The organism is Paenibacillus sp. J53TS2, assembly GCF_018403305.1.
Taxonomy (GTDB): Bacteria; Bacillota; Bacilli; order Paenibacillales; family Paenibacillaceae; genus Fontibacillus; species Fontibacillus rhizolycopersici.
This window is the reverse complement of sequence record NZ_BOSK01000002.1, coordinates 545,486-570,710: the sequence shown is the minus strand read 5'-3', so window position 1 is coordinate 570,710 and position 25,225 is coordinate 545,486. Positions and strand designations below refer to the sequence as shown.

Sequence of the window (25,225 nt, the reverse complement as noted above, 5' to 3'; positions counted from 1 at the left end):
AATCATGCGCACGATTTATCTGGTTGAGGATGAAGAGCATCTTAATCAACTCCTGAAGAAATATTTGGAGAAAGAAGGGTACAAGGTCGTCACGTTCTTCGAAGGCGAATCGGCACGGCAACGAATTGCCGACTTGCCTGATTTGTGGATATTGGACATCATGCTTCCGGATATGGATGGGTATCAGCTCATCAAGGCGATTAAAGAATTTAAACCTCAAACCCCCGTTATATTCATGTCGGCAAGAAACCAGGAGCTCGATCGCGTAGTCGGCTTAGAGTTGGGGAGTGACGATTACTTATCCAAGCCATTTTTGCCTAGAGAGCTGGTCATTCGAACCAACAAATTGCTGCAGCGCCTAGACGTCAATAAAGCAGAAAATTCGCCGGAATTACGGTTGGAGGATTATCGGGTTGACCAGAGGCAAAGAACCGTCTACGATCATGATGACGAAAAAATCAGTCTGACCAATAGAGAATTCAATCTGCTGCTGTTTTTTATTCAGAATCACAATACCGTTGTCACCAGAGAGCAGATTCTTGAAAAGGTCTGGGGCGACCCCTACTTTGGCTCTGACCGAGTGGTTGACGACACGATCCGACGATTGAGAAAGAAGTTGCCTAGAATGAATCTAGAGACCATCTATGGATTTGGCTACAACTTGGAAATGAAAGGATGAGAATGAAATCCCTTACCCTGCGAATATGGGTCATTCTGTCGATCGTCATTTTGATCATCGCGTTGGTGACTTCACTGGCTTTTATGTTTGTTACGAATGGTTTTGAAGATGACGATGCCAAGCATCTACTGGAGCTTACGCATCAGATCGTACTGGATTCGTTAAAGGACAATCCTGGGAATGAAAGTACGGTCGAAGCTGCGGGTCACCACTACCGGCATTTTGTATTTAATCTGACGGATGGGCAACTTACGCCTATTCTAGGAGAGGCGCAGATCCCAGATCCTTTAGTGAACCAATTGGAGAGCCTAGTTAACCAGGATAAAGGGCGGGTAACAGACGAGACGATCGGTCGGACTCACTATCTCCTTCGAATGAGTCCGATTGGGGAGTCGTCCTACCTCATTTCCTATACGAACACTGATGAGCGCGAAGACATACTCAAGATCATCTTCATGGCCTTACTGGTCACCCTGTTGAGTTTGCCCATCTCGAAGTTGATTGCTAACAATATAGCCAAGCCGTTAAAGAAGCTAGAGGCATACACGAAACGGGTTGCGAATAAAGAGTGGAATAGTGAACTTGAAATCAGAAGCAAAGATGAGATCGGGAGATTGGCTATGGCTATGAAAGAAATGAAGGACGCCTTAAGAATAGCGGATGAGGAAGAACGGAAATTCCTGCAAAGTGTTTCGCATGATTTAAAGACGCCGGTCATGGTCATAATGGGTTATGCTCAAGAAATCATCGATGGGATGTACGAGGATTCTCCAGAGGAGTCGGCGACCATTATCAAGAATGAAGCGACTCGTTTGGAGAAGAAGATCAAACAAATTCTATACTTCAATACGCTTGACTACGTCCTAGATAATGAAAAGGAATATGAAGAATTTTATCTCGATAAGCAGCTAACTTACCTCGTCACAAATTTTCAAGCGGTAAACCCGGAATTAAACTGGAGCTTAGCGTTGAGTATCAAGCAGGCCGCCATCTTTGGCAGCCAGGATCGGATACGTGTGTCTCTAGAGAATGTGTTGGAAAATCAGCTTCGATTCGCTAAGAAGACCGTCGAAGTGACGCTCATGGATTCGGAGCGGTTTTGGATCATTGAAATCAAGAATGACGGCCCCTCCATTTCGGAACAAGATATCCATCATATCTTTAAATCCCTCTATAAAGGGTCTAACGGAAACTTCGGTCTCGGTTTAAGCATCTCCAGTAAGATCATTAACTACTACGGAGGAAGCATTACTGTGGAGAACCATGATGGTCGGGTGTGCTTTAGGATCTCTTATCCTAAGAGCGGTTGGAGAGATCCAGATTATACATGAAGGAGGAAGGAAGAATGAAATTTTTGTGTTTGGGTTACTTGGATTCAACCAAAATGGATGGTCGCCCCAAGGAAGAAATCGAGGCGGTCATGCAGAAGTGTCCGCCTCACCTCGAGCAACTCTATAACAGCGGTCAAGTGATACTAGATGCGGGTCTCTCCCCCAAAACGAGGCGCTTGCGCCGGGCAAACGGTGCGATACAGGAGACGGAAGGTCCTTTTGCCGAAGCGGGAGAGACGATAGGCAGCGCCTTTCTGATCGAAGCTCGGGACATGGAGGAAGCAGCCCGAATAGCCTCTTTACATCCGGCAGTACAGGTTGACGCAGGTGAGCTTTTTGGATGGAGGATCGAGATCCACCCAGTCCACTACTTCAAATCTACAGAATAGTCATTCTTGGGTCGAAATTCGCTTCTTCCCTACAGCCCCGAGGAAAAGAACGAATTCATCCTCTCCGTCTAACCCTAACACCTCATCGATGAGGTTTTGGTCGTAGATCCCGATCGCGCAAGCCCCGGCATCAATCGATTCGCTTGCCAGGTAAAGGTTCTGGGAGACATGACCAATATCGATGAGGATTTTTTTGTGCGCGGAGATATCATATTTCCATTCCGAACGGTAGGGAATCGTACTCCATGCGAACAGGACAGCCGCTTTTTTCGTAAAATGGGGGACAAAGGGCTGCTCTAAGGTAATCGCATCAATTTTTCGATCCATTTCGTCCAGCTCAGACACAAACAAGAGCTTGTGCTCGACCGGTAGGTATCGGTAAATTCCTTGGCGGATGCCCTCTACCCGCATAATGAAAAGATAAGTTTCAAAAGTATGGGTTGCGCCGCTGCACGGTACCGTACGAAGGGTAAGTCCGGTCTTCGTGGTACTCGTAATGCCTTGAGTCGCCCATAAGAGATAGGATAACTCCTCAAGCTGTAAACTTTCCGCCGAATAAAACCGGGTACTTCTTCGGTCCTTGATGCAATCATAAATATTTGATCTACTGACAACCTCCTCGCTTGGCTCCGGAAGGTTAATCATTTCGGTGGAAGAGGAGTAAGGCTTCACGATCGCAGGTTGGGGTAAACCCTTTATCTTATCCGTTTTCACATGTTTAAATTCAAGAAAGTTGGACTTTAAGAAATTTCGTTGCTGTTCATATCGTCCCATGCTAGATCCTCCTAGGATATTTCTACTCGTTAAAAAGTATACACCTCTAGGTCGGCGAGCTTGTGATATGAATCACGTACTCGTTCTCAGATCGAAAACGGCGATCCTCCGCTCTCGGAGAATCGCCGCTCGTCTTATTGATCTATTGTGCTGCGGGTTACCGTATTCCCTTCATAAACCCCTGGATTTTGGAGGAGAAGGAGAAGAGTAGAACGCTGAGGAGGATGGCCGCTCCTCCAATGACGCCAAAGTACGCCATTTCGGTGTCGGGCGAATAAAATTTAACCACTTGCGCATTCATCGCTTGGGCCGCCGCGCTGGACAAGAACCATAAGCTCATGGTCTGGGCGGAGAAAGCGGAGGGCGCCAACTTGGTCGTTGCTGACAGTCCGACAGGAGACAAGCACAATTCTCCTAGCACCACGATGAAATAACTCAGCACGAGCCATAACGGATTAACCAAGGCATTCTCGCCGCCAAAGTAAGCCGGTAAGAGGATGACCAGGAAGGATAATCCGGCGAATAACAAGCCAAAGGCGAATTTCTTCGGGATCGACGGCTGCCGTTTGCCGAGCTTCAACCAGAACCAGGCAAATACGGGAGCTAGCGTGATAATGAATAATGGATTTAAAGATTGAAACCAAGCGGGTGAAATATGAATTCCGGCAAAATCCAATTGCGTCCGCTTATCTGCATAATTGGCAAGAATTGTCGACCCTTGTTCTTGAATCGCCCAAAACATGATCGCCGCAATAAACAGCGGAATATAAGCAATGAGTCTGGAACGTTCAACGCTTGTCGTGCGTGGGCTGCGGTACATCACAATAAAATAGGATGTAGGAATCACAATCCCCAGAATGCCTACGATTACGATAAACGATTCAAAGGTCAGCCAACCTAATGGGATGGCGATGGCGACGATCGCAGCAAGAAGCAATACGCTGATCCCGATTCGGCGAAACACCTTTTTTCGTTCATCCGGTGATAACGGACTAGGTACGAATGTGCCTGCAAGGCCGAGGTTTCTTTTTCTCGTATAGATAAAGATAGCTAATCCAAGGAACATGCCGACGGCAGCAATGCCGAAGCCCAAGTGGAAATTGTAATCCATGCCGACGGTGCCTACAATGAGCGGGGAGAGGAAGGCGCCCAAATTGATCCCCATATAGAAGATGCTGAAGCCTGCATCCCGGCGCGAGTCTTGTTCACTATAAAGTTCTCCGACAATGCTGGAGACGTTGGGCTTCAACAAGCCCGTACCCAATACGATCAGAACCATGGAAACAAAAAACAAGGAGACACTTCCTGGAATAGCCAGGGCAATATGCCCCAGCATGATGAATATGCCGCCGTAAAATACCGCTTTAGATGCCCCGAATACCCGGTCCGCCAACCAACCTCCAATAATTCCGGACATATACACAAGCGAGCCGTAAATGGACATAATGGCGAGAGCCATGCTCTCCTCCATGCCGAGTCCGCCTTGACTCAATTCGTAGTACATATAATAAACCAGAATCGCTTTCATTCCATAGTAGGAGAAACGCTCCCAAAACTCCGTGAAGAACAGGGTAAACAATCCCTTGGGATGCCCAAAAAATCCTCGTTGCGGAACGCTCTCCACAATCTTTTGCTTGTTTAAGTCCGTCATGCTGTTATTTCCTCCCTAGGCGGCAATCAATGGTGTGCTTGAAATGCAAATGCACGGTACTAAGAATCAGAATACCCAGTAATGGCCGTTTTCAACTGGATACGAAAAAACAGTATAACACACGTAGGATGGGCTTAACTATAAGATTGGTTGCACCCTACTTGCTTAACCCCCCAAAAGAATATAAGGTGAAGGGGGTGAATGCAATGAACAAGAACGTAAAGATATTGGTTGTTGAGGATGATAATGAAATTAATCAATTATTGTGCGAAGTGATTGCGGGTAGCGGCTATGTTCCGCAACCGGTGTACTCTGGCACGGAAGCCCTGTTGTATTTGGAGAAGGAGCAGGAATGGAGCATGATTTTGCTCGATTTGATGATTCCGGGCCTGAGTGGCGAAGAGCTTCTTCAGCAATTAGGACCGGAACGACGGCTTCCTGTTATTATTATCTCTGCCAAGGGGGAGCAGCAAACGAAGGTTTCTGCCTTACGCATGGGAGCGGATGACTACATCACGAAACCGTTTGACGTTGAAGAAGTAGCTGCAAGGATCGACATTCATCTTGGCAGATATAGACGAGTCGCGGCACCCGATCCGATCCGTCAATTGACGTATAAAGACATCCGTCTGGACGTAGATGCGAAGAAGGTGACGGTGAACGGTACCGATGTTATTTTAACCGCGAGGGAATTTGCCGTGCTGGAACTCTTGATGACCCATCCGAAGAAAATATATACGAAACCGAATTTGTTTGAAGCGGTATGGGGAGAGGCTTACTTGGGCGATGACAATACCCTAACCGTACATATGAGCAATTTAAGAAAAAAATTGGCCCAAGCTAACCCGGAGGCCGAATATATTGAAACCATCTGGGGGATGGGGTATCGATTGAAAGGGTGAATTAATAGTTTCTTAAGGTTTCGGTTAATCTTCTATTAGGATCTTGTGGTTAGAATGAACATCATCAGATCAGATAGGAGAATGTGTTATGAACAAGTTTCTAATTGCAGCGATGACCCTCGCACTCCTCGCATCACTACTTTATTCCCCTCCATCCGTCCATGCTGCGCCTGTCCTCGACAAGGACGCGATAGACGACTATGTTCAACGTTATTTGGAACGGAACGGACTGCCAGGTGCATCGGTTGTTATGGTTAAGGATGGCGAGATCCTCTACGCGCAAGGCTACGGACATGATTCCGAAGGAAGCCCAATAACGGAGCACTCATTGATGAGGATCGGTTCTGTATCCAAGTCTTTCACCGCATTTGCGGTGTTGCAGCTCGTGGATGAAGGATCGGTCAAGTTGGATGATCCTATCATCCGATATTTGCCCGAGTTAACCATGGAGGACGAGAGGTTTGGGCAAATCACGATACGCCAACTGCTCAGCCATACCTCTGGGATTCCCAGTCCAACCATTGTGCCTAAGGCAGACACCTTGGAGAAGGGAGTTAAGCGTGTGCAGCAGTGGAAGCTTCAATCCAATCCGGGGGAACGACATTCCTATAGTAATGCGAATTATTGGATCTTAGCCTGGCTGGTTGAGAAAGTAAGCGGCATGAAGTTCGCTGCGTATCTGGACACGAGGGTATTCTCTCCGCTCGGCATGAACGACTCGCGCTCTCCAGTGAATTCGGGGGATGCGGTGCCTGGGCTGCCACGCGGGTATGTCACGGCCTACGGAACGGCCATCCCCATATCCGAGATGGAGCAAATGTTTACGGGATCCGGGAGTATCGTGACTACGGCGGTTGATATGGGAAAGTGGCTCTCTATGCACACCCATGACGGAGTAAGCCCCTCGGGAGAAAGATTGTTGTCTTCCTCTTTACTAAAGGAGTCGTATTCCCCGCAGCCCGGAAGCGAACATTACGGCCTAGGCTGGTCGATCAGTTCTTCGGAGGTTACGCCGCAGCGTGTCCAGCATAGCGGAGCTTTATCCAGCTATCAGGCTCAACAAAGCATCCTGCCTGGCAGCGGTTACGCCGTCGCCGTCATGCTGAACAGCTTCACAACGACCTTTGAGCATGCCTACGAGATGAGCGCAGGAATTATCCGGCTGACCGAGGGACAAGCAGCACCGAACAAGGCACCTGTGCCTACGATGATTGATTTATCACTTGGCGTTCTTACCTTGCTGTATCTCATTTTGGGAATCAGGGGGATATTGCGCAGTAAAAAGTGGTCCGATCAACGCCGGCATCATTCGGCCTGGCGATACGGGTTGCGATTCATTCCTCAGCTGATTCCGCTTGTGGGAATTGGATGGCTCCTGTTTGTCGTACCGCAGTTGCAGGACAATAGTTCGACGATTTTGGACGTGTTTCGATTATGGCCGGCTTTGGCGATTCTGCTAGGGACTAGCTTCTTGTTCGCGGTATGCCTTACAGGGATGAGGGTGTATTACCGGCTACGGCTTAAAGGGGGCAAATCCTAGTGGAACAGGCTGTTCTGACAACCCATGATTTAACGAAGAAGTACAAGGAACAGACCGCACTGGATCAGGTGAATTTAATCGTGGAAAAGGGAGATATCTACGGGTTTATCGGGCAGAACGGGGCGGGCAAGAGCACGCTGCTGCGAATTGTGACTGCATTGGCCCGGCCAACGAGCGGATCCGTCACCTTGTTCGGGGAAACCAGCGAGGCAGGGTTGATTGAAGCCCGGAAGCGCATAGGGGCGATCATTGAAAGCCCGGCCCTATTTCCGGATATGACGGCTCGCGATCATCTTGAATATTATCGTTTGCTCCGCGGTATCCCGGGCAAGGCATGTATCTCGAAGGCGCTGGCCCTTGTCGGACTGGAGGATACGGGGAAGAAAAAGGCCAGGAACTTTTCACTCGGCATGAAGCAGCGCTTGGGCTTGGCCATCGCCTTGCTTGGCGATCCTGAGCTGCTGATTCTCGACGAACCTACGAATGGTCTTGACCCTGGAGGTATCGTGGAACTTAGAGAGCTGGTCAAAAAGCTGAATCGCGAGTTGGGGTTGACGATTCTGATCTCCAGCCATATCTTGAGCGAGCTTCATCAGATGGCAACGAAGTATGGCATTATCCATAAAGGTAGACTGCTGGAACAAATTACCCATGAAGAATTAAATGAGAAATGCAAGAAACATCTTCGCATCCGGGTCGACGATGTCAGCAAAGCCGTTGCCATTCTCGAAATGGAACTTGGCACTCGGGATTATGAGGTTCTGCAGGACGGTACGATTAAGCTCTACAGCTTCTACCACGATGTCAAGAGGGTATCTCTGGCTCTAACCCACAACAACCTAGTGATTGAGCATTTTGCGCCAGGTGGGGATGATTTGGAGAGCTATTATACCAAACGAGTGGGGGGAGAACTTCATGATTAATTTATTGCGTGCGGAGCTGTTCAAGCTCAGCAGAAATAAAGTATTTTGGACGCTGACCCTTATCGTAACGGTTGTCTTTGCCCTCTTGCATTATCTAATCACCGTCGGGTGGTGGAAGATGAGTACCCCGTTTACGGATGCGGGTCTGGAGATATTCTCTTCGCTAGCGCTTGCAACTACCCCGTTCTACTTCATGCTGTACTTGAGCACGCTCGCCGGATTTTTCGTGGCGAACGACTTTACGATCGGTGTCGTCAAGAACATCGTCATGAGCGGGAATTATAGAAGGCATATTTTTGCGGCCAAGCTGATTATACTCTCACTCGGATCCGTATTCTTAGCTGTGGTTTGTCCGCTCTTGATCATCATTGGCGGGAAGCTATTATTCGGATTTGGGTCAATAACGGATCCGTCGTCTTTAGGGTATCTGGCAAGATCGATGGGTTTGTTCCTCCTTCATCTGCTTGCGCTCACGGCCTTATTGATGCTGATCGCCTTGCTTGCGGAGGATAGCGGGAAAACCATTATTATTTCCGTCGTCATCGCCGTTTTGAGCTCCATAGCAGAAGTTCTGAGGCCGTTACCGGGCGTTCTAGAGACAATCTATCAGTATACGATATTCCACTATCTGATCGACTCCTTCCGGTTTGGGATGCCCAACGTCGATGGGGTCCGGTCTTTGTCGGTTGGACTCGGCAGCATGGTCATTCTGGCGTGCTGCGGAAGTCTCGTGTTTAAGAGGAAAGAGATGAAGTAAAGATGGCGAGGAGGGAGAAAATGATCTATATCGCGATCGTAGCAGTTCTGCTTATGTTCATTGTTCTCCTTCGCCTTGTGATGATCAAGAAGGAAATCAGACGCTTATCACGTCAAGTCGAACGCTACCATCAAGGCCTAAGCGGGAAGAAGGTCGATATTGCGCTGCTGGACAAGGATTTCGAACAACTTGCGGAAAGTATCAATCAATTGATTGACCTATCGGTTCAATCGAACAGGGATCGAATCGGAAGCGATCGCGAATTGAGACAAGCGATCGCGAATATGTCCCATGATTTAAGGACTCCGCTCACTTCAATCATCGGGTATGCCAAGTTATTGGGGGCCAGTACCGTCGTAGAGGATAAACGCCAGGAATATACGTCCATGATCCAGAACGCTGCGAATCGTCTGCATACTTTACTCCATGATTTCTTCGATTTGTCTCTCGTGCAATCTTCCGATTATCAGCTTCAACTAGAGCCGATGCCTCTAAATGGATTGTTGTGGGAAGTCCTGACCGGGTTCTATGATCAATTTAACGAGAGGCAGCTTCAGCCCGATCTGCAAATCGCGGAGGATCCCCTGATGGCTAATGTAGATGCGTCAGCGGTTAAACGCGTATTCGAAAACTTAATCAGCAACGTGATCCGGCATGCGACCGGGGAGGTATCGATTAGCCTGAAGGGCGAGGGGAATCAAATCGTGCTCATCTTCAAGAATAAGGCAGCGTACTTGACCGGGCAGGACATCGACAGGCTGTTCGACCGATTCTACACGGCGGATCGATCAAGAGCAAGCCGGACAACAGGCTTGGGCTTATCCATTGCCCAAAGTCTCATGTCGAAGATGAACGGGCGACTGACCGCGGAGCTCCATAACGGGTACGTAGAGATGAGATGCGAGTGGACGGTTCAAGAAAGCTGAAAAATATCGCCGTCCTTGATCCTACAGGGAATCGGGCAGCGATAGGTGTTTCGTCTTCAATGTTACATACGTGGTCGAATCACCATTTCATTCACATCGACGTTTGCCGGCTGTTCGATGGCATAAGCGATCCCGCAGGCAATGGCGGAGGCGGGAAGGCGCTTTAACCTGTCACAAATTATGAGGCCTCCTCGTCTTGAGTACAGCTTGAAGATAAGGGAGGCCCTTCTTATGGAAAAATGGGATGTTACAGTGATCGGCGGCGGGTTAGCTGGTTTGACGACGGCGGCCTTTTTGGCAAAACAGGGTTTGCGGACCTTGGTTCTGGAACAGAGTTCGAGATGGGGAGGACGTGCATCAACCGATGAGAAAGACGGCTGCTTGTTTAATATGGGCCCGCACGCGCTTTATAGCCGGGGGCAAGGACTTCAAATTCTGCAAGAGCTCGGACTTGATCCTGACGGGAACGAAGCGGTTCTTGGCGGCCGTCTTGTTACACCAAACGGGATTCATGCTCTGCCGGTATCGGCTCGGGAACTGTTGAAGACCACCGCATTCTCCTTTCGAGAGAAATTGGAGTTCGCTCGGGTGTTGACGAAAGTCTCGAGGGCCACTCTGCCGGGAGAATGCATGCATTTATCCTTGGAAGAGTGGGTCAACCAAATCACAAGCCAGGAGACCGTAAGAGAGTTTCTGTACTGCCTGTTTCGGCTCGGAACTTATTCGAACGCGCCGTCGCGGGTGAGCGCGGGAGCCTGCCTTCGGCAATTTCAGATCAGCAAGGGCGGGGTCCGGTATCTGCATGGAGGATGGCAAGCGATGATCGACTCCCTCACGGCCTTGACCCAATCGGCTGGAGCTGTCTTGCGTACCGGACAAAAAGTCACTAGCATTACCGGAGCTCATCCCGCTATGAGAATCCACCTCGCGGACCACACGAAAGTCGAAACCCAATCTATCGTCGCAGCGCTTGACCCCCAGGTGACCCATCAACTGACGGGAAAGGTGCCGAATTCGCATCTGGCCGCTCTTTGTGAAAGATTGATTCCTGTACGGGGGGCGGCTCTCGATCTTGCGTTACGCAGATTACCCGATCCTAATATCAACTTCGCGCTCCATCTCGACCAACCGTATTATTTCTCTAACCATTCCAACGTTGCCAGATTAACGAGAGATGACCGGCATGTCGTTCTGCACCTCTATAAATATACAAGTCCGGACGATAACCCCAATGCCGAGCGCGACCGGAAGGAGCTCGAGGAATTTCTTGACCTGCTCCAACCGGGATGGAGAAAAGAGCTGATAACCTCCCGCTATCTTCCGCGGATCCCCGTTACCTACGGCCTCCAAACGGTGGAACGGGCTTGCTCCAACGGGGAGGAAACCCTCGTGTCGGATATCCCGGGCCTATATCTAGCGGGCGACTGGACTGCGGGTGACGCCATGTTGTCTGATGCCGCCATTGTCAGCGGGAAGGCAGCGGCTGAACACATCCTGCATAGGAAAATGTCATTGGCGACACCGCCCCCTCCTTCGTCTATACTGAAAATGGAAGCTAGTAAAGAGCGACACTAATCACGTTTTCAGGAACTAGGGGGGAACCAGGATCGACACGAACGACCTTTACATCGAATACAGGCCACTTCTGTTTTCGCTGGCTTATCGAATGCTTGGCACCGTCATGGATGCAGAAGATACCGTGCAGGAGACCTTTGCTTCGTATGCGGGATTGAAAGAGGTAAGCGCCATTCGCAATCCTCGGGCTTACCTCTGTAAAATGGTGACGAACCGATGTATCGATTTTTTGCGTTCTGCTAAGCAACGTCGTGAAGTCTACACGGGTCCTTGGTTGCCGGAGCCCGTCGTCTGGCGTAACGATAATGACGGGGCCGGTCATGACCCGATGCATGAGTTGCTAAGCCGCGATGATTTGACCATGGCTTACCTGTTCATGATGGAGACACTTACTCCGACAGAACGTGCAGTCTTGGTTTTACGTGAAGCCTTTCAGTATGATTATGGAGAGATCGCGAGCATCGTTGGCAAGACCGAAGCCAATTGCCGAAAAATACATTCCCGAGCGAAGCAAAAAGTTCAACCGGAGGCTGCCGATCGCCGCGTCGACTACGAGAAGGATCAGACGGTGTTAAATCGTTTTATCTCAGCCCTTTCCATGGGCGACACGAACACGTTGCTTCAGTTGCTTACCTATGATGCGACCTTGCTCTCCGATGGCGGCGGGAAAGTTTTGGCCGCGGTTAATCCGATTGTTACTTCGGCCCGTGTGATCGCCTTTTTACAAGGCATCGTCCGCAATTCCCCCTCGAACAGCACGATCGATGTGGTCACCATTAACGGTCAACCGGGGCTTCTGTTAAAAGTCGAAGATCATGTGGTCGGCACCGTATCATTCGAACGAGAAGGTGAACGGATTCGGAGAATATTCATGGTCCGGAACCCGGACAAATTGCTACGAATCAACCCTTGATACGTAAGTCAAAAGGCGGGAACGGGGAGAGTCCCTATCCTGCCTTTTTCGCATGTGGCTATCGAATTTACCTAGTGTACTAATGCTTCCAATTCCGGCTGCAATTTATTTCGCAGCGCATACAGCATGAGGGCTCCAACAAGGAACGCGGCGGCATCCGCGATGACTAGTGACCAGACCACGCCGTGGAAGCCGTTCATTTGATTGGCGATATAAAGCACGGGAATCAGTGTGACGCCTTGAATCACCGACATGATCAAGGCGGCGGCTCCTTGTGCGGTTGCTTGGAAGATCCCTGTAAACAAGGAGGTCGTTCCAGAGATGAATAAGGATAAGAACGTGACATGCAGAATGTAGCTGCCCATTTCGATTAGGAGCGGATCATTCGTGAATAAGCCGATCAAGTGGTCGGAAATCAGAAAGACGATGACGCCGAACAAGACCGCTAACACGCCAATGGATTTGATCGTAAATCCGATGGTTTGCTTCATTCTTAACCGATTCGCTGTGAATGTAAAGGCAATCAACGGCACGACTCCCTCGCATAACCCCATCAGAATAAACTCCGGAAACTGCAGCAAACGCGATGAAATCCCGTAAGCCGCTACAGCTTGATCCCCATATTCAACGAGAAAATGGTTGAAGATCAGCGACATCGCACCCAAGAAGACACTCATAATAAAGACGGGAATTCCGATTTTGAGCACATTGCTGAGAATTTCCTTGTTCACCTTGAACCAGTTGAAGGAGACGGTTAAGAATTGGCTCCTAACCCCCATATGGAAGGCGTAGAAAGCACTCGCGACCAGATTGGAAACAACCGTAGCCGACGCCACGCCGATGACCCCCCAATGGAAAACGAAAATGACCAGCGCATCAAGCACAATATTTACGACAACACTCAGTATCATCCCCACCATCGACGTGATGGCCGCCCCTTCTGAACGTACGATGTTCTCCAGGGTGAAGAAGAGGATAACGAAGGGGGAACCGATAAGCATCATCAAGACATAGTCCTTCGTGAAGCCGAAGGAGTCAGGCGTTGCCCCTAAGCCATGGACGATCGAGTCGATCAACGGGAGGCCCGCGGCAATGACGATCAGACCGAGAACGAGGCTGCTGTAAAAAGCGAAGGAAGAAACATGCTTCACATCTTCATATTTTTTCTCGCCGAGCAAACGGGAGATGAAGGTGCCCCCGCCTATACCGATCAAGTTGCCTAACGACATGATGACGGCGAATAAGGGCAAGGTTAACGCGAGCGCGGTTAACATTGCGGTATTACCTAGTGTGCCAAGGAAATAGGCATTGAGGATGGAGTAAATCACGCTCATTGACGTACCTAACATCATTGGAACGGCAAAGTGAGCTACGGCTTTGGCGATGGGGGCCTTCTCAAAGTAATGGAGGTTCTCTGCATCCATGTGGATCACCACTTTCTCTTTTTTTATTCAATCTAACACTGTTAGTTTGAACCTTACAGTGTTAGATGATATCATGGACCTAATCGAACTGTAAAGCATAAACTTACACTGTTAGATAAAAGGGCGGATTTTAATGAAAAAGCAGCAGCCTCAAGTTTCCGAGGATCGAATTTTAGAAGCTTCATGGGTACTTTTGGGAGATGAAGGGATTGAGAAGTTCAGCTTGAGACGATTGGCCGACCGGCTGGGGATTCAAGCTCCTTCTCTTTACTGGTATTTCAAGAATAAGCAGGACCTCTACCAGCGTCTGGCCAACCAGGTATCCAAAATCATCCTGGAGGAGTTTCATTCCGAGGGGGACTGGAAGGAGCAACTGACGGGGCTTGCGGTAACGGTGCGGAATGTCTTGAGCCGGTATCCGTGCTCCACGCAGCTGATGATGATGACGCTGCCCCACGAACCGGATATTATCCGGTTCAATAACCGAATGCTGCTCTGCGTGGAATCGACGCCGCTGAGGCAAGAGCAGAAGCTGCAGGTTATTATCACGCTGGTGAACTACATCTACAACTTTGTTCTGGACGCCTATCAGCATGAGCGCAACGTCTCGGCGATCCTTAAGAATCAGGGGGAGCTTCCGGGCGAGGAGATGACCCGGCTTCTGGACTCTCTGAGTGAGGAGGAAGCAGGGCTGTTCCGCACGATGTTTAAGAACGAGTTGTTCGAGCTGATGGGGACGGATCGGGCGTTTGAGTTTGGGTTAAAGGTGATTTTGCTCGGGGTTGAGCAGGTGATGAAGGAGCAGGAGGAATAGAGGGGGAGAGCAACATCTCAAATTTCAAAGGTTTTCGCTTTAAATGGCTCCTATTCCGGTGACGAGAGGTTTAGTACAATCGAATCCGTAGGCGTTGAAAACGCTTACCATTAATCGCTACGGATACGGAGGTCATCGAATGCAGAAGAACCCATTGTCCCATCGCATGGCAAGCAAAACCATCCAGCTTGTGGATGCGTCCGGAAATCCCGTCACAGGGAAGGAAGTCGCGATTCATCAGACCAACCATCAATTCCTGTTTGGCTGCGGGATTTTTGACGTCATTCCGATCGCCAATCGAAACGTGCCGGAGGATCGGCTTGCTTATTTGGAGCAGAAGCTGGACTTATTCCTAGATGTGTTTAACTTTGCAACGTTGCCTTTTTACTGGGGGATGTTTGAGCCGGAGAAAGGCAAGCCGCGGACGAAAGAGCTACAGGCGGCCGCACGGTGGTTGAAGGAACGGAATATTGCCGTCAAAGGACATCCGCTCTGCTGGCATACCGCCACCGTGCCGTGGCTGCTGGACTTGAGCAACGAGGACATCTTGAAAGCGCAGTTTGCCCGAATTGAGCGGGACGTAGCCGACTTCAAAGGCTTAATTGAGATGTGGGATGTCATCAATGAAGTGGTGATCATGCCGATTTTCGATAAGTACGATAATGGGATCACAAGAATCAGTAAAGATTTAGGCCGCGTTGGGATCATTAAAGAAATGTTTGCGAAGACAAGGGAATCCAACCCCGGTGCAACGTTATTACTAAATGACTTCAACACTTCAATCAACTACGAGATTCTGATTGACGGATGTTTAAACGCGGGGATTTCGATTGATGCCATCGGCATTCAGTCGCACCAGCATCAAGGATATTGGGGACGCGAGAAGCTGGAGGAAGTGCTGGAGCGCTTCTCTCACTTCGGCCTTCCAATTCATTTTACGGAAAATACATTGACCTCCGGACATCTCATGCCGGCGGATATTGAGGATCTGAACGATTATCAGATTCCGGAATGGCCATCCACCCCGGAATTTGAAGATCGGCAGGCCAGAGAGGTCGAAGAAATGTACTCGATTCTGTTTCAACACCCTTTGGTCGAGGCGATTACTGCCTGGAATTTCAGCGATGAAGGGGCCTGGCTTGGCGCACCCGCCGGTTTGGTCAGAACAGACAACACCCCGAAACCTGCCTACGACGTGCTGAAGCAACGGATTAAAGGCGACTGGTCTACCCAAGTAACCGCGCGTACCGATGAGAGCGGGAAGGTCTCCTTCGAGGGATTCCTTGGAGAGTATGAGCTGGCTTGCGCAGGCACAAAAGTTACCTTTAAAATAGAGAAAGAGGGTGAACCCGAACCGCTCATCCTCAATTGACACAAACATCAAGAAGAGGCCATCCTGTCTAAGGGTGGCTTAACTTTTTTCAATAAGAAGCCTTATTTCACTCTCTTCTTAACTGTTCCATCCGGCCTCCTCTCTGCTGCAATCCTTCCATGATTTCGGCTGGCGCCTTTCTAAATGTCATATCCTCACCCAGGAACAACAGCCATTGGATCATATCCGATAACTCTTCCACTTGATTCACTTGGACAACCATCTTTAGCATGGCGGTGGTTTGATAGGGATTAGTATAGGAAATGAATGCTTTTAAGGGGTGGTACTTTTTGTATTGAGCTATGGCTTGGGGACCCAGCTCCAGGATCAGGTTGAATTCTTCCTCGTGCTGGCTAAGCATCTCCAGAATCTTCTTCCGACTGACTCTCTTCTTAGGGGAGTAGGTCTCGACATGGGTGAGCTGGTCAACGGCGAACAACTTTTTCTTCTCATCCTGCAAATCAAAAACTTCCATCAGCCAGAGGCTTTTTTCGTGATAAAGATGCAAGAGATAGACAGGATAAGAGTTACGTTCCTTCTCTTCCTCCACGGTAATCCATAAATAACTGTCGAGAAGCAGGTTTTGGATCAGTTTCTCCAACATGGGGTGAGGGAGGTCTGAGAGCTCTAGCAGATCAGGATTATGCGGGTTGGTGCCCTCAAACAGCAGAATTTCATCCAGGAGCAAAAGATCGTCCTGCTGATTCTTGGAGATCAGCCCCAGCAATTTTTCGGCTAAGGATTGGCGGCTCTTGAGATAGGGAAGCTGTGCATTTCTTGTGGCCATGAAGGCAATGAATAGGGCTTTGACCTCCGTATCGGTAAAACGAACGACGGGGAGGATCGAGTTATGCATCACCGAATAGCCGCCATCCCTTCCAACTTCGGCGACCAGCGGCATCCCTAAGGCTTCGATTTCCCGAATGTCTCGGACTGCGGTCGATCGGGAGATGTCGAATTCCCGCATGATTTCGGAAATGGTGAAGTGCGACCGGTTGTTGATATACCGCATGAGGGTGTTGATCCGTTCAACTTTTTTCATCAGGGCTCCTAAACAGGTTCATTTTTTGACATGGTTTAAAGTTATGATAAACCCATCAAGAACAGAAAACAAATTAAAAGAAGGTAGGTATGAAACATGACGAATTATCTCTTGGAAGAAAAGGACGGCTTCACCGTATTTGGACTTGGCACGGAGTTGAAAAGTAATTATACGGACTATGTCGGCATCAATCAGGAAAAATCAAACTTCTGGCAAGCCGTGAACGAGGATGGAAGACTGGATCAGCTGAAGGCGATCGCCGAAAACGAGTACGTATTTGTCGTGAATGAAGCGGTAAACAACAAGATGATGCATTACGCCGGCGTGTTGAGCCATGAAGTGTTGCCGGCCTCGGAAGGCTCCCGGGTCATTCAATTCCCGAAAGGAGAGTACTTGATTGTGAAAGGGGAAGGGACGACAGCCGATGAATTAAGCAACCAGCTGGCGGGGATCGCCTTTGGTCAAGTCTTGCCGGAAGTCAATCAAGTCGCCTATGTTGGAGGGCCAAACGCCACGGTATTGATGGGGCAAGAGAACGACCGCGTCGTGGGAGAAATGTGGATTCCCGTTGTTCGAAAATAGACAAGAGGAGGAGGGGCAAGCATGTCCTATATCGTTGATTTCAAAAATGTATCTACCGTCGGTTTGGAATCCTCTCCTGTAGCAGAGGCGCTAGCCGGGCTGCGAGCCAACGAAGCGCGTTATTTCATGAACAAATATAAGCATGAGTTTACGGTTGAACCGGCCAGCGAAAGCCAGGAAACCCTGGACTACGTGAACCGGGTATTGAAGGAAGAACGCGGCATCGAGTTTGCCGCCAAACCGTTAGAAACGTCGCTATTCCAAGTGGAGAACATCCGGTGGGCCTTTGTCTTCTATGAGGATGGCCTTGGGGTTAACGTCCTGTATACCTTGGACGATCCCAAGAAGCGGGCCGTCGGGTTTAAGCTGTCCGAAGGGATGGAGGTCCCGAAAGAGCTGGAGGAGAAGAAGTTTAAGTTTGCCCGGCAGAAGTCCAAATTGGCCGGAACGATCCGGGGCTCGTTCTTCGTGATTAAAGGCGAGTATTGAAACGATGATGTTACCCTGAACGTAGATACTTGAGAAAAACAGGGCCCCCGGCTGAGGGGGCCCTGTTTTTACGTTTGATTGTGAAATGAGGTTTTTCATGTATAGTGAGAATAAGTGATCGTAAAGCTGGACAAAGGAGGTACTAGCACAATGAAGATTATCGTTTTTGGTGCTACAGGCGGTGTAGGTCTGTCCGTGGTAGAGCAAGGGCTTAAGGAAGGGTTCGAAATCACAGCGTTTGTAAGGAATCCAGCAAAGTTAACCCTCGCGGATGAGAACTTACACGTTGTTCAGGGGAATGCATTGAATCAAGAGGAGGTGTCTGCCGCGATTGCGGGTCATGATGCGGTTGTGTCCTGTTTAGGCTCTAGTCAGGGGATGAAGAAATCTACCGAACTTCAAGAAATGGTGAAATGTATAGTTCAGGGGATGCAGGAGCATCAGGTGAAGAGAATCATCTATACCGCATCCGCAGGGATCCACCAGGAAGTGCCCGGCATTAGCGGGAAGCTGGTCATGACCATGTTGAAGAATCCTCTTGCAGATCATCGGGTTGCCGTCGATTGTATTCAAGCACATGATTTGGACTACACCATTGTTAGACCGATGGGGTTAACGGATCAACCTTTTACAGGGAAGTACAGAGAGTCGGCGACGGGCGTACCCGAGAAATCACGGTCCATCCCTCGTGCCGACGTTGCCCACTTTATCATAAAGACACTAAAAGATACACGGTATAACCATAAGTCAATTGGACTTGCCACATAAAGATTCTAACGACGTCCCAACGCTAGCTATGACTTACTCGTGGATGCCCAAAAACACCGAGGAGATCCTCGGTGTTTTTGGGCAATCGCCTGTTGCTGAACTTTTACCATTATTTTATAGAAACCGTCTTATGACGTACGGGCTTGAAAATAGACAGCAGGTAAACCACTAAGCCGACCGCACCAATCCCCAAAATGATGTTAAAGGATTCACCGGTATAGAAGCCGCTGCCAAAGTAGAAAATTTCACGCAAGCCGTCACCCGCAAAACGAATCGGAATCCATGGACGAACGAAGGTGACGAAGAAATCGGGAATCATTTCTTTTGGCATCATAATCACGCCCATTCCCAGAAGCATCACAACCATGAATAACGTAATGGCCGGCTTCCCAATCCAGGCCGTCACGGCGGATACCAACAGGAAGAAACAGAAGGCGGCAAAGGATACAAACGATCCAACCAGGAAGTAGCTAGGCATATTCACGCCGGCAATTGAGCCTAAGGTAGCCACCGTAAATCCGGAGAACAGAGCGATAATAACGCCAAACAGAATCTGGCCGCCCATTACACGCACGGATTGTCTAGGAGTGAGTCTTTCCTTCTTAGTCATTTTGGATGTTGCCAAGAAGAGGATGAAACCGCCGATCAACGCTCCTACCCAAGCAGGCATCGCCATCAAAATGGGAGCACTGCCATTTGCCGTAGCCGAAGTCACTGCATTAAATACCTTCTCCTCCGGGACGATCGGGTTGACGATTACAGAGGCTTGGCTTGCATCAATTTTCTGATCATTCATTTGATTCAAGAAGCCAGTGGAGTATTGATTGCTTATTTGTCCGATTAAAGCATTTAATGCAGACTTCGCATAATTCGCGCCTGTCATGTTGAAACCCTGGTTTACGTAGATCTTCAATGTAGCTGCGGCGTTGTTGGTGACGGCGTTTTGTACGGCGTCGTTATAACCCTCAGGTACCACCAAGGCTGCATAATACTGCTTATCTTTAAACAAATCCTCAATGTTCTCTTCCTTCTCCGTGGAAAAGGCAACGACAGGATCTTCGCCGTTGATCCCTTGACCCATTTGTTCGACAGCTGCTTTTACAGCATCGACATGTGCACCCTCATCATTCACGATAAGTGCAACGGGAAGGTTCGTAGCTTTGGGATCTCCTTGAACGAATAAATTGACGGAAAATAGAGCGATAATTAAAATAACGGCGATTGGAGCGGCCCATGCGAGTTTTTCTTTAAATAATTTCAATGGATGTCACCCTTTCTAAGTAATCAACATGTTGTTTAGTGGCACTCCCATATTCTATAATCTTATCGTTGCACAAGCAATGAACAGATTTAGTGAAGTTGTTGGATTTGAAGAAGAGGGTGGACTTTGACATGAGTATCTATGAGGAGAAGAAACAAAGAACAAAGCAACTGATCCAAACGACGTTTATGAACCTCCTGGCGGAAAAATCGTTCGACTCCATCGCGATTGGGGATATTACGAAAAAGGCTGACATTAATCGAGGGACCTTTTATTTGCATTACTTAGATAAGTTCGATTTGCTGGAACAAATGGAGGAGCAGTTATTTTCGGATTTGGGAAATCATATTGATAAGCTGCAATCTCATTATTTGTCGGCCCCTACCTTTGAAAGAGAACAAGAGCAATTAGCGAGTGCCTTGTTCAGCTTTATTGAAATCCATTCACCCGTATTAAAAGCTTTTCTTAGCGATCATGGCCGGGCGGGTTTTCACATTCGCTTCAAGAACGCCTTTTCGGAAAAGGTGCGTCTGAATCTGGAACAGCATGGAAGCTTTTATGAAACGTTAAACGTTCCTAAAGATTACTTTATTTCCTTTATCACCTCGGCTTTTTTAGGGCTAGTGGAACAGTGGATTCAAAATGAATTGGACAAAACCCCTGACGAGATGACGGCTTGCTATATCGAAATCATAACCTTTATTCAAGGGAAATAAAAAAAGGACCAGGGCCCTGTTTGGGGAGCCCTGGTTTTGTGAGTCTTTTGGCAAGATCGGGAGGTTACTCCGGCGTACCTTGCGTGACTCCGTGAACATAAGTTTGCCATGGGGTGTCGAGCGCTCCTTGCCCAGGGTTATAGGTGAAGAAGTACTCGACGGTATCCCCTTGGCTCAGGTTGTTGACAGCGTAGGTATAGTTACCGTTTCCCACCGAGGTCATGGCTACGTTCAGTTGACCACCGTTATTGACCTTATAGTGCAGATCAGCGAAGGTAGCACCGTTGACGTAGAACAACAGGTTATCGCCGGTCTTCTTCAATCCCTTCACTTGATCGCCGATCACGACGGTGGAGGGGGTGCCGGGATCTCCGGGGTTTTGACCGCCGCCGTTGCCGTTATCCTTATAGACACGTACATAATCGACCTGCATCGTTGCCGGAATATCGCCTGGGCTTGGAGCTATGCCGCCGTCGAAGTTTCCGCCAATCGCCAGGTTCATGATGAGATAGAAGGCCTGGTCGAAAGGAGCATTCGGATTGTTTGGCGCCGCCGCGGAATACCATTGATCCCGAGTGGCCTTAAAGAAGAACTTGCCGTCTACATACCATTTGATGTTGTCCTCTTCCCACACAACGGAATACACGTGGAAGTCATTTGCGATGGTTTGCCCGGAAGGGAAATGGTATTCGCCCGAAAGATGCGTATTGGCTGGCCATTGTCCGCCGAAGTGGATGGCTCCGGAAGTCATGCCGGGCAGGCGTCCTCTAGCTTCCATCACGTCGATTTCGCCGGAAGCGGCCCAGGTACCGTAGGTTTGATCCTGCGGCAGCATCCAAAGGGCCGGCCAAATGCCGTTCCCCGTAGGCAGCTTTGCTCGGAAATCAACCCTGCCGTATTTGAGGGAAAAATGGTCCTTGGTGTTAATCTTGCCGGAAGAGTATGGCGCGGTCCGGCTGGGATCCTGCGGGAAGGATTTGGGATCGTTCAGGGCCCGGATATTCAACTTCCCGTCCTGGACGAAAACATTCTGCGGACTGTTCGTGTAATGCTGTAGCTCCGCGTTGCCCCAACCCCAGGTGCCAGGATCGTTATTAAGATAGTACCCCTGCTCGTAATTCCATTTGCCCGTATCCAGCCCAGATCCGATGAATTCGTCCTGCCAGATCAGCGTCAGGCCAGAGATAGCCGGATCGGTTGGCGAACTGAGCGGAATATCTCCTTGGTCAGCATCGTCCGGCCGCGGCGCATCCGGATTGCCGATGAACTTGTAGGTGACGAAGTTGTTGCCGATGTTCCCGCCTTTTTGCCCGTTCAGGGGAAATCCGATGCGGATTTGCATGTCTTGCTGAATCGGCTGGAACCACAGCCCATAGATGTGGTCCGCCCAATAGCCCCATTGATTGGCGCTGGACAGGTTATTGTATCCGTTCGCGGAATAGACGAATCCGCTTTGACCGGAATCCGCCAAATCTACCCATTGCCCGTTACGATGGATTTGGTAGACGAAATTCCCCAGCTCGGTGGCGATCGGGGCGCTGCCGTCGATTTTAGGCAGAGGCAGACCGATGGCACCGCTTACATCTGCGGTGAAGGTCGTTCCCTCAAAGGGAGTAAGGACATACGAATTTCTGACGGGCTCATTAAAGTTGATCGTATATACGATGTTCACCAATGAGGTTTTCGATTCTAATTTGACGTTAATCGATTCCGTCACGTTAAACCAGTAGCCGCCGCCTCCATCGGTAAATTGGCCGAAGTTCTGGTCATAAATCCAGCCGCTGGCCGCATTGTTATCGATATCGATCCAAACGCTGCTGTTTACCGGCTTGACGTATACCTTTAAATCATCGGCTACCGCCGCATACGGAATGGCCGGATCGTTATTGAAGACGGGATAAGTGAAGCCGGCCCCGCCCGTCGTCCCTGCGGTGATGACCGGGCCTTGCGTCGGCGTCATTGCCGTAATGTTGGTTTTGTTGATGTTTTGAAAGACGAGGTTGTATCCGAGCGTTACTCCGTTGGCTTTCGAGTACAGCTGAACCTCCGTCGTTGCGGAAAGGGTGAACCAATAGCCGTTGAAACCGCCGTCACTCCAGTGACCCCAGTTCTGGTTGTAGACAAAGCTGCCGACACTGTCGATATCGACCCAGTTGCCGTTTACTTTCACCTTGACGCCCAAATCCTGCGCAACCTCGCTCCAGGTGGCCGAGCCACCATTAAAAATCGGCATCACAAAGCCGTAACTGGCTTGCCCGACACCCGATTTGGTGATCACCGGACCGTCTGCCGCCGAGAAGTAGCTCATCGAGGTAATCGTCGTCCCGGCTGCCTGAGCTTTAGGCGTTGGCAACAGACCGACGCCAGCGGCCAGAACGACCGCCAGGAATAAGCCGAATACCTTGCGAACCAGCTGCCTTTCCGTCAATTGAGAACGTTTCATAAATACCCTCCCTTTATTATCATCATTCTCCCAACCTACGCTATCATAGGAAAATACTTACATAGGAGAACGCTTACATTCTATCAATCCAGGCATTTGATGAATAGGTTCCATATTTCGGGTGAGGTGCCACTTTTTTAGGGAAGCAAGAAAAATTCGCGGGATCGCCAGTTCAAAGGCCGAACAAAAAAGCCCAGGGAACGAAATTCCCTGAGCTTGGTGTATGCCTATTTTTACAAAGACCTTATTCAACATCATAACAAATCGCCAAGAAACAGTCTATACTTTTTTTTCCAAACGTCTTATGCTAATCGGGCAAGAATTAGTAGGGGGAGTGCTCGGATGAACGATATGAATGATTTGCTGCAGGGGAAGCTTGGGGATTGGACGGAACGCATCTTCGGAACGGGATATCGCCCGGAAGAGGCGAACCAGATGCACGGCGGAGCCCAGAAGGCAGTATACACGGTGCGTTGCTCGAATGGCTTTCGCTTTGTGCTGTATGTATGGGATGTTAGGATGAATTATTTTCGCGAAGAATTGGAGCAGAAGGAGGCTGCCGAAGCGATATCCGGTTATGGGGGCGAGCCATTTCGAACGGTGAACGAATTTATGGAGAAGCTGCAGGTTCGCACGCCGAAGCTGTATCACTTTGAGTCGGGCGCTACCACGGGCGATGCGGACTTCGCCTTTGTCGAGTACGTGGATGGAAGGGAGGCTTCGGATTTCTTTCAGGCTGACGCCAAGATTCAGGGGCGAATCTTTGAACCGCTCGCGGACATGCTGAACCGATTGCATCGGCAAACCAGAACGTACTGGGGAAAACTGCAGGAGCCGTTGGCGCAGTCGGCTTCCGGATGCCATTTACCCATGTTGGCACAGGCTCGCCGCGAATTGGCGTATTTAGCCGAGAATGTACCAGTGTTCCGGAACCGTCTCGACAGGTTCGTCGAGGTCATCGAAGGATTGGCCGGAAAAATTCAACCAAGACCTACCTACAGTTTCATCCATGCGGAACTAGGACCCAACCATGTGCTCGTGGATCGAGAACTCCGGCCCTGGTTCATCGATATCGAGGGCGCCTTATTTTTCGACCCTGAATACGAGCATAGCTTCATGGAATTCCGGTTCGACAACTATGATCAGTACTTGAAGACCGGCGGACTGGACCCGCATCGGATGGCGTTCTATAAGCTCTACCATCATATCTCTTACAGTGCCGCTCCCTACCGGCTTCTCCAACGGGGATTTCCGGATGCGGAAACCGTGAAGGAAATCATGGAATTTAATGTACAAAGCGCCCTTCATTTTATTTAAAAAATGATATATCTGAGGGAGATTTTTGTTAATATGGAAATCAGAACGAAGAAAAAATGAAGTTTGCCGAGACGGAGGAATCGAATGCCGAAACCGGATACTTTGACGGTGATTGAACAGTATCAGTCGAGTCTGAAGGAATATACGTTAGAACAGCTGCGTTATAAAAGTGAAGAGAACGTTTGGTCGGTTGGGCAGATGTTCCACCACGTGATCGGCGTGGCGGAGGAATACCTCGGGTATATTCGGGCTTGCGCGTCTGCAACTGGGGGAGAGCAACCCGGAAGCAAGAGCGCTGACGGAACGAGGGTGTTTGAGGAGAAGATGTGGCCCAATGTCCGCGTGAAGCTAGAAGAACCGGTGAACGCCACCCGAAACCCCGAGAGCAAGGACGAACTTGCGGCCGGCTTTGAGCACATCCTTAAGGATTTGAAGGACTGGGCGGCTCGCGTGCAGGAAGTACATCCGGCATACAAGGTGCAGCATGGCTGGTTCGGCTGGTTGAATGCCCTGGAATGGTTCGAGCTGGTGGGCATGCATAGCCGGCATCATCTGCGCCAGAAGGCCGAGCTGGATCAACGGTTGGTTGAAGCAGGACTGCGCTAGATCTAGTCCATGAAATTCCTATTTTCCCCAC

The 25,225-nt window shown here is 49.5% G+C and carries 24 protein-coding genes and 1 pseudogene; 18 read left to right on the top strand and 7 right to left on the bottom strand.

The annotated features are described in order from the left end of the window. Window positions 1-4: 4 nt before the first annotated feature. The 3 genes from KJS42_RS07225 to KJS42_RS07215 are packed head-to-tail and all read left to right on the top strand — an operon-like array spanning window position 5 to window position 2,399. Window positions 5-679, top strand: coding sequence for a response regulator transcription factor (locus tag KJS42_RS07225; RefSeq protein ID WP_155604630.1), 675 nt, complete (start codon window positions 5-7; stop codon window positions 677-679). Continuing rightward, complete coding sequence (locus KJS42_RS07220; protein WP_213622454.1) at window positions 676-2,010, top strand: sensor histidine kinase; 1,335 nt, start codon at window positions 676-678, stop codon at window positions 2,008-2,010. Before KJS42_RS07225 ends, KJS42_RS07220 begins: the two co-directional genes overlap by 4 nt. Before the next feature lie 14 nt (window positions 2,011-2,024). Next, the gene (locus tag KJS42_RS07215; RefSeq protein WP_213622453.1) at window positions 2,025-2,399 is read left to right on the top strand and encodes a YciI family protein; all 375 of its coding nucleotides are present in this window, start codon (window positions 2,025-2,027) and stop codon (window positions 2,397-2,399) included. Here KJS42_RS07215 and KJS42_RS07210 read toward each other — a convergent pair whose 3' ends face one another. Together KJS42_RS07210 and KJS42_RS07205 are read right to left on the bottom strand one after the other, a co-directional pair. Then, a complete protein-coding gene (locus KJS42_RS07210; RefSeq protein WP_193417520.1) occupies window positions 2,400-3,173 on the bottom strand; it encodes a SagB/ThcOx family dehydrogenase in 774 nt (257 codons plus the stop codon). A gap of 157 nt (window positions 3,174-3,330) precedes the next feature. Beyond that, complete coding sequence (locus KJS42_RS07205) at window positions 3,331-4,824, bottom strand: peptide MFS transporter (RefSeq protein WP_213622452.1); 1,494 nt, start codon at window positions 4,822-4,824, stop codon at window positions 3,331-3,333. A gap of 206 nt (window positions 4,825-5,030) precedes the next feature. Here KJS42_RS07205 and KJS42_RS07200 point away from each other — a divergent pair, with 206 nt between their 5' ends. The 5 genes from KJS42_RS07200 to KJS42_RS07180 all read left to right on the top strand — a co-directional run bounded on the left by KJS42_RS07200 (window position 5,031) and on the right by KJS42_RS07180 (window position 9,872). After that, window positions 5,031-5,726, top strand: a complete 696-nt coding sequence (locus KJS42_RS07200) for a response regulator transcription factor (protein WP_213622451.1) — start codon at window positions 5,031-5,033, stop codon at window positions 5,724-5,726. Between the two features lie 88 nt (window positions 5,727-5,814). After that, window positions 5,815-7,266: a serine hydrolase domain-containing protein gene (locus KJS42_RS07195; protein ID WP_213622450.1), complete on the top strand. Its 1,452-nt coding sequence runs from the start codon at window positions 5,815-5,817 to the stop codon at window positions 7,264-7,266. Then, complete coding sequence (locus tag KJS42_RS07190) at window positions 7,266-8,189, top strand: ABC transporter ATP-binding protein (RefSeq protein WP_193417516.1); 924 nt, start codon at window positions 7,266-7,268, stop codon at window positions 8,187-8,189. The genes KJS42_RS07195 and KJS42_RS07190 overlap by 1 nt, the downstream gene beginning before the upstream one ends. Next, a complete protein-coding gene (locus tag KJS42_RS07185; protein ID WP_213622449.1) occupies window positions 8,182-8,946 on the top strand; it encodes an ABC transporter permease in 765 nt (254 codons plus the stop codon). Before KJS42_RS07190 ends, KJS42_RS07185 begins: the two co-directional genes overlap by 8 nt. 20 nt (window positions 8,947-8,966) lie before the next feature. After that, window positions 8,967-9,872 carry a sensor histidine kinase gene (locus tag KJS42_RS07180; protein ID WP_213622448.1) on the top strand — a complete coding sequence of 302 codons (906 nt, stop codon included), beginning with the start codon at window positions 8,967-8,969 and terminating at the stop codon, window positions 9,870-9,872. A 62-nt stretch (window positions 9,873-9,934) separates the two neighbouring features. Here KJS42_RS07180 and KJS42_RS23100 read toward each other — a convergent pair. Further along, window positions 9,935-10,030 (bottom strand): annotated as a pseudogene (locus KJS42_RS23100) (oxidoreductase); the annotation flags it as partial. Window positions 10,031-10,103: 73 nt separating this feature from the next. Here KJS42_RS23100 and KJS42_RS07175 point away from each other — a divergent pair. Further along, window positions 10,104-11,447: a phytoene desaturase family protein gene (locus tag KJS42_RS07175; RefSeq protein ID WP_213622447.1), complete on the top strand. Its 1,344-nt coding sequence runs from the start codon at window positions 10,104-10,106 to the stop codon at window positions 11,445-11,447. Window positions 11,448-11,478: 31 nt separating this feature from the next. Next, window positions 11,479-12,360, top strand: a complete 882-nt coding sequence (locus KJS42_RS07170) for an RNA polymerase sigma-70 factor (RefSeq protein ID WP_213622536.1) — start codon at window positions 11,479-11,481, stop codon at window positions 12,358-12,360. 71 nt (window positions 12,361-12,431) lie between these two features. Here KJS42_RS07170 and KJS42_RS07165 read toward each other — a convergent pair whose 3' ends face one another. Next, complete coding sequence (locus KJS42_RS07165; RefSeq protein WP_213622446.1) at window positions 12,432-13,784, bottom strand: MATE family efflux transporter; 1,353 nt, start codon at window positions 13,782-13,784, stop codon at window positions 12,432-12,434. A gap of 133 nt (window positions 13,785-13,917) precedes the next feature. Here KJS42_RS07165 and KJS42_RS07160 point away from each other — a divergent pair, with 133 nt between their 5' ends. Both KJS42_RS07160 and KJS42_RS07155 read left to right on the top strand, forming a co-directional pair. Next, window positions 13,918-14,598: a TetR/AcrR family transcriptional regulator gene (locus tag KJS42_RS07160; RefSeq protein ID WP_213622445.1), complete on the top strand. Its 681-nt coding sequence runs from the start codon at window positions 13,918-13,920 to the stop codon at window positions 14,596-14,598. Between the two features lie 139 nt (window positions 14,599-14,737). Then, window positions 14,738-15,970 (top strand): endo-1,4-beta-xylanase, encoded by a 1,233-nt coding sequence (locus tag KJS42_RS07155; RefSeq protein ID WP_213622444.1) that lies wholly within the window; start codon window positions 14,738-14,740, stop codon window positions 15,968-15,970. Window positions 15,971-16,037: 67 nt separating this feature from the next. Here the strand turns inward: KJS42_RS07155 and KJS42_RS07150 are convergent, their stop codons facing one another. Continuing rightward, the gene (locus tag KJS42_RS07150; RefSeq protein ID WP_213622443.1) at window positions 16,038-17,012 is read right to left on the bottom strand and encodes a helix-turn-helix transcriptional regulator; all 975 of its coding nucleotides are present in this window, start codon (window positions 17,010-17,012) and stop codon (window positions 16,038-16,040) included. A gap of 96 nt (window positions 17,013-17,108) precedes the next feature. Here KJS42_RS07150 and KJS42_RS07145 point away from each other — a divergent pair, with 96 nt between their 5' ends. The 3 genes from KJS42_RS07145 (at window position 17,109) to KJS42_RS07135 (ending at window position 18,851) form a co-directional block, all read left to right on the top strand. Continuing rightward, window positions 17,109-17,594 carry a GyrI-like domain-containing protein gene (locus KJS42_RS07145; protein ID WP_213622442.1) on the top strand — a complete coding sequence of 162 codons (486 nt, stop codon included), beginning with the start codon at window positions 17,109-17,111 and terminating at the stop codon, window positions 17,592-17,594. A 21-nt stretch (window positions 17,595-17,615) separates the two neighbouring features. Continuing rightward, complete coding sequence (locus tag KJS42_RS07140; protein ID WP_155604642.1) at window positions 17,616-18,083, top strand: phage tail protein; 468 nt, start codon at window positions 17,616-17,618, stop codon at window positions 18,081-18,083. A gap of 150 nt (window positions 18,084-18,233) precedes the next feature. Then, complete coding sequence (locus KJS42_RS07135; RefSeq protein ID WP_213622441.1) at window positions 18,234-18,851, top strand: NAD(P)-dependent oxidoreductase; 618 nt, start codon at window positions 18,234-18,236, stop codon at window positions 18,849-18,851. A gap of 109 nt (window positions 18,852-18,960) precedes the next feature. Here KJS42_RS07135 and KJS42_RS07130 read toward each other — a convergent pair whose 3' ends face one another. Next, the gene (locus tag KJS42_RS07130; RefSeq protein WP_193417506.1) at window positions 18,961-20,112 is read right to left on the bottom strand and encodes a YhgE/Pip domain-containing protein; all 1,152 of its coding nucleotides are present in this window, start codon (window positions 20,110-20,112) and stop codon (window positions 18,961-18,963) included. Between the two features lie 131 nt (window positions 20,113-20,243). On the opposite strand from KJS42_RS07130, the gene KJS42_RS07125 reads away from it, so the two are divergent. Next, on the top strand, window positions 20,244-20,828 hold the full coding sequence (locus tag KJS42_RS07125) for a TetR/AcrR family transcriptional regulator (RefSeq protein ID WP_193417505.1): 585 nt from the start codon (window positions 20,244-20,246) through the stop codon (window positions 20,826-20,828). A 64-nt stretch (window positions 20,829-20,892) separates the two neighbouring features. On the opposite strand, the gene KJS42_RS07120 is transcribed toward KJS42_RS07125, so the two are convergent. Further along, window positions 20,893-23,271 carry a glycoside hydrolase family 16 protein gene (locus tag KJS42_RS07120; RefSeq protein ID WP_213622440.1) on the bottom strand — a complete coding sequence of 793 codons (2,379 nt, stop codon included), beginning with the start codon at window positions 23,269-23,271 and terminating at the stop codon, window positions 20,893-20,895. Between the two features lie 342 nt (window positions 23,272-23,613). Between KJS42_RS07120 and KJS42_RS07115 the strand changes: the two genes are divergently transcribed. After that, entirely contained in the window at window positions 23,614-24,588 is a 975-nt protein-coding gene (locus KJS42_RS07115) for a phosphotransferase family protein (protein ID WP_213622439.1), read from the top strand. 84 nt (window positions 24,589-24,672) lie between these two features. Further along, window positions 24,673-25,194, top strand: coding sequence for a DinB family protein (locus tag KJS42_RS07110; protein ID WP_213622438.1), 522 nt, complete (start codon window positions 24,673-24,675; stop codon window positions 25,192-25,194). The last annotated feature ends 31 nt before the right edge of the window (window positions 25,195-25,225 follow it).

Excerpts from the sequence above, each read along its gene's own strand:
- KJS42_RS07225 (WP_155604630.1), top strand. The coding sequence starts at position 5 with ATGCGCACGATTTATCTGGTTGAGGATGAAGAGCATCTTAATCAACTC.
- KJS42_RS07220 (WP_213622454.1), top strand. The coding sequence starts at position 676 with ATGAGAATGAAATCCCTTACCCTGCGAATATGGGTCATTCTGTCGATC.
- KJS42_RS07215 (WP_213622453.1), top strand. The coding sequence starts at position 2,025 with ATGAAATTTTTGTGTTTGGGTTACTTGGATTCAACCAAAATGGATGGT.
- KJS42_RS07210 (WP_193417520.1), bottom strand. The coding sequence starts at position 3,173 with ATGGGACGATATGAACAGCAACGAAATTTCTTAAAGTCCAACTTTCTT.
- KJS42_RS07205 (WP_213622452.1), bottom strand. The coding sequence starts at position 4,824 with ATGACGGACTTAAACAAGCAAAAGATTGTGGAGAGCGTTCCGCAACGA.
- KJS42_RS07200 (WP_213622451.1), top strand. The coding sequence starts at position 5,031 with ATGAACAAGAACGTAAAGATATTGGTTGTTGAGGATGATAATGAAATT.
- KJS42_RS07195 (WP_213622450.1), top strand. The coding sequence starts at position 5,815 with ATGAACAAGTTTCTAATTGCAGCGATGACCCTCGCACTCCTCGCATCA.
- KJS42_RS07185 (WP_213622449.1), top strand. The coding sequence starts at position 8,182 with ATGATTAATTTATTGCGTGCGGAGCTGTTCAAGCTCAGCAGAAATAAA.
- KJS42_RS07180 (WP_213622448.1), top strand. The coding sequence starts at position 8,967 with ATGATCTATATCGCGATCGTAGCAGTTCTGCTTATGTTCATTGTTCTC.
- KJS42_RS07175 (WP_213622447.1), top strand. The coding sequence starts at position 10,104 with ATGGAAAAATGGGATGTTACAGTGATCGGCGGCGGGTTAGCTGGTTTG.
- KJS42_RS07165 (WP_213622446.1), bottom strand. The coding sequence starts at position 13,784 with ATGGATGCAGAGAACCTCCATTACTTTGAGAAGGCCCCCATCGCCAAA.
- KJS42_RS07160 (WP_213622445.1), top strand. The coding sequence starts at position 13,918 with ATGAAAAAGCAGCAGCCTCAAGTTTCCGAGGATCGAATTTTAGAAGCT.
- KJS42_RS07155 (WP_213622444.1), top strand. The coding sequence starts at position 14,738 with ATGCAGAAGAACCCATTGTCCCATCGCATGGCAAGCAAAACCATCCAG.
- KJS42_RS07150 (WP_213622443.1), bottom strand. The coding sequence starts at position 17,012 with ATGAAAAAAGTTGAACGGATCAACACCCTCATGCGGTATATCAACAAC.
- KJS42_RS07145 (WP_213622442.1), top strand. The coding sequence starts at position 17,109 with ATGACGAATTATCTCTTGGAAGAAAAGGACGGCTTCACCGTATTTGGA.
- KJS42_RS07140 (WP_155604642.1), top strand. The coding sequence starts at position 17,616 with ATGTCCTATATCGTTGATTTCAAAAATGTATCTACCGTCGGTTTGGAA.
- KJS42_RS07135 (WP_213622441.1), top strand. The coding sequence starts at position 18,234 with ATGAAGATTATCGTTTTTGGTGCTACAGGCGGTGTAGGTCTGTCCGTG.
- KJS42_RS07125 (WP_193417505.1), top strand. The coding sequence starts at position 20,244 with ATGAGTATCTATGAGGAGAAGAAACAAAGAACAAAGCAACTGATCCAA.
- KJS42_RS07120 (WP_213622440.1), bottom strand. The coding sequence starts at position 23,271 with ATGAAACGTTCTCAATTGACGGAAAGGCAGCTGGTTCGCAAGGTATTC.
- KJS42_RS07115 (WP_213622439.1), top strand. The coding sequence starts at position 23,614 with ATGAACGATATGAATGATTTGCTGCAGGGGAAGCTTGGGGATTGGACG.
- KJS42_RS07110 (WP_213622438.1), top strand. The coding sequence starts at position 24,673 with ATGCCGAAACCGGATACTTTGACGGTGATTGAACAGTATCAGTCGAGT.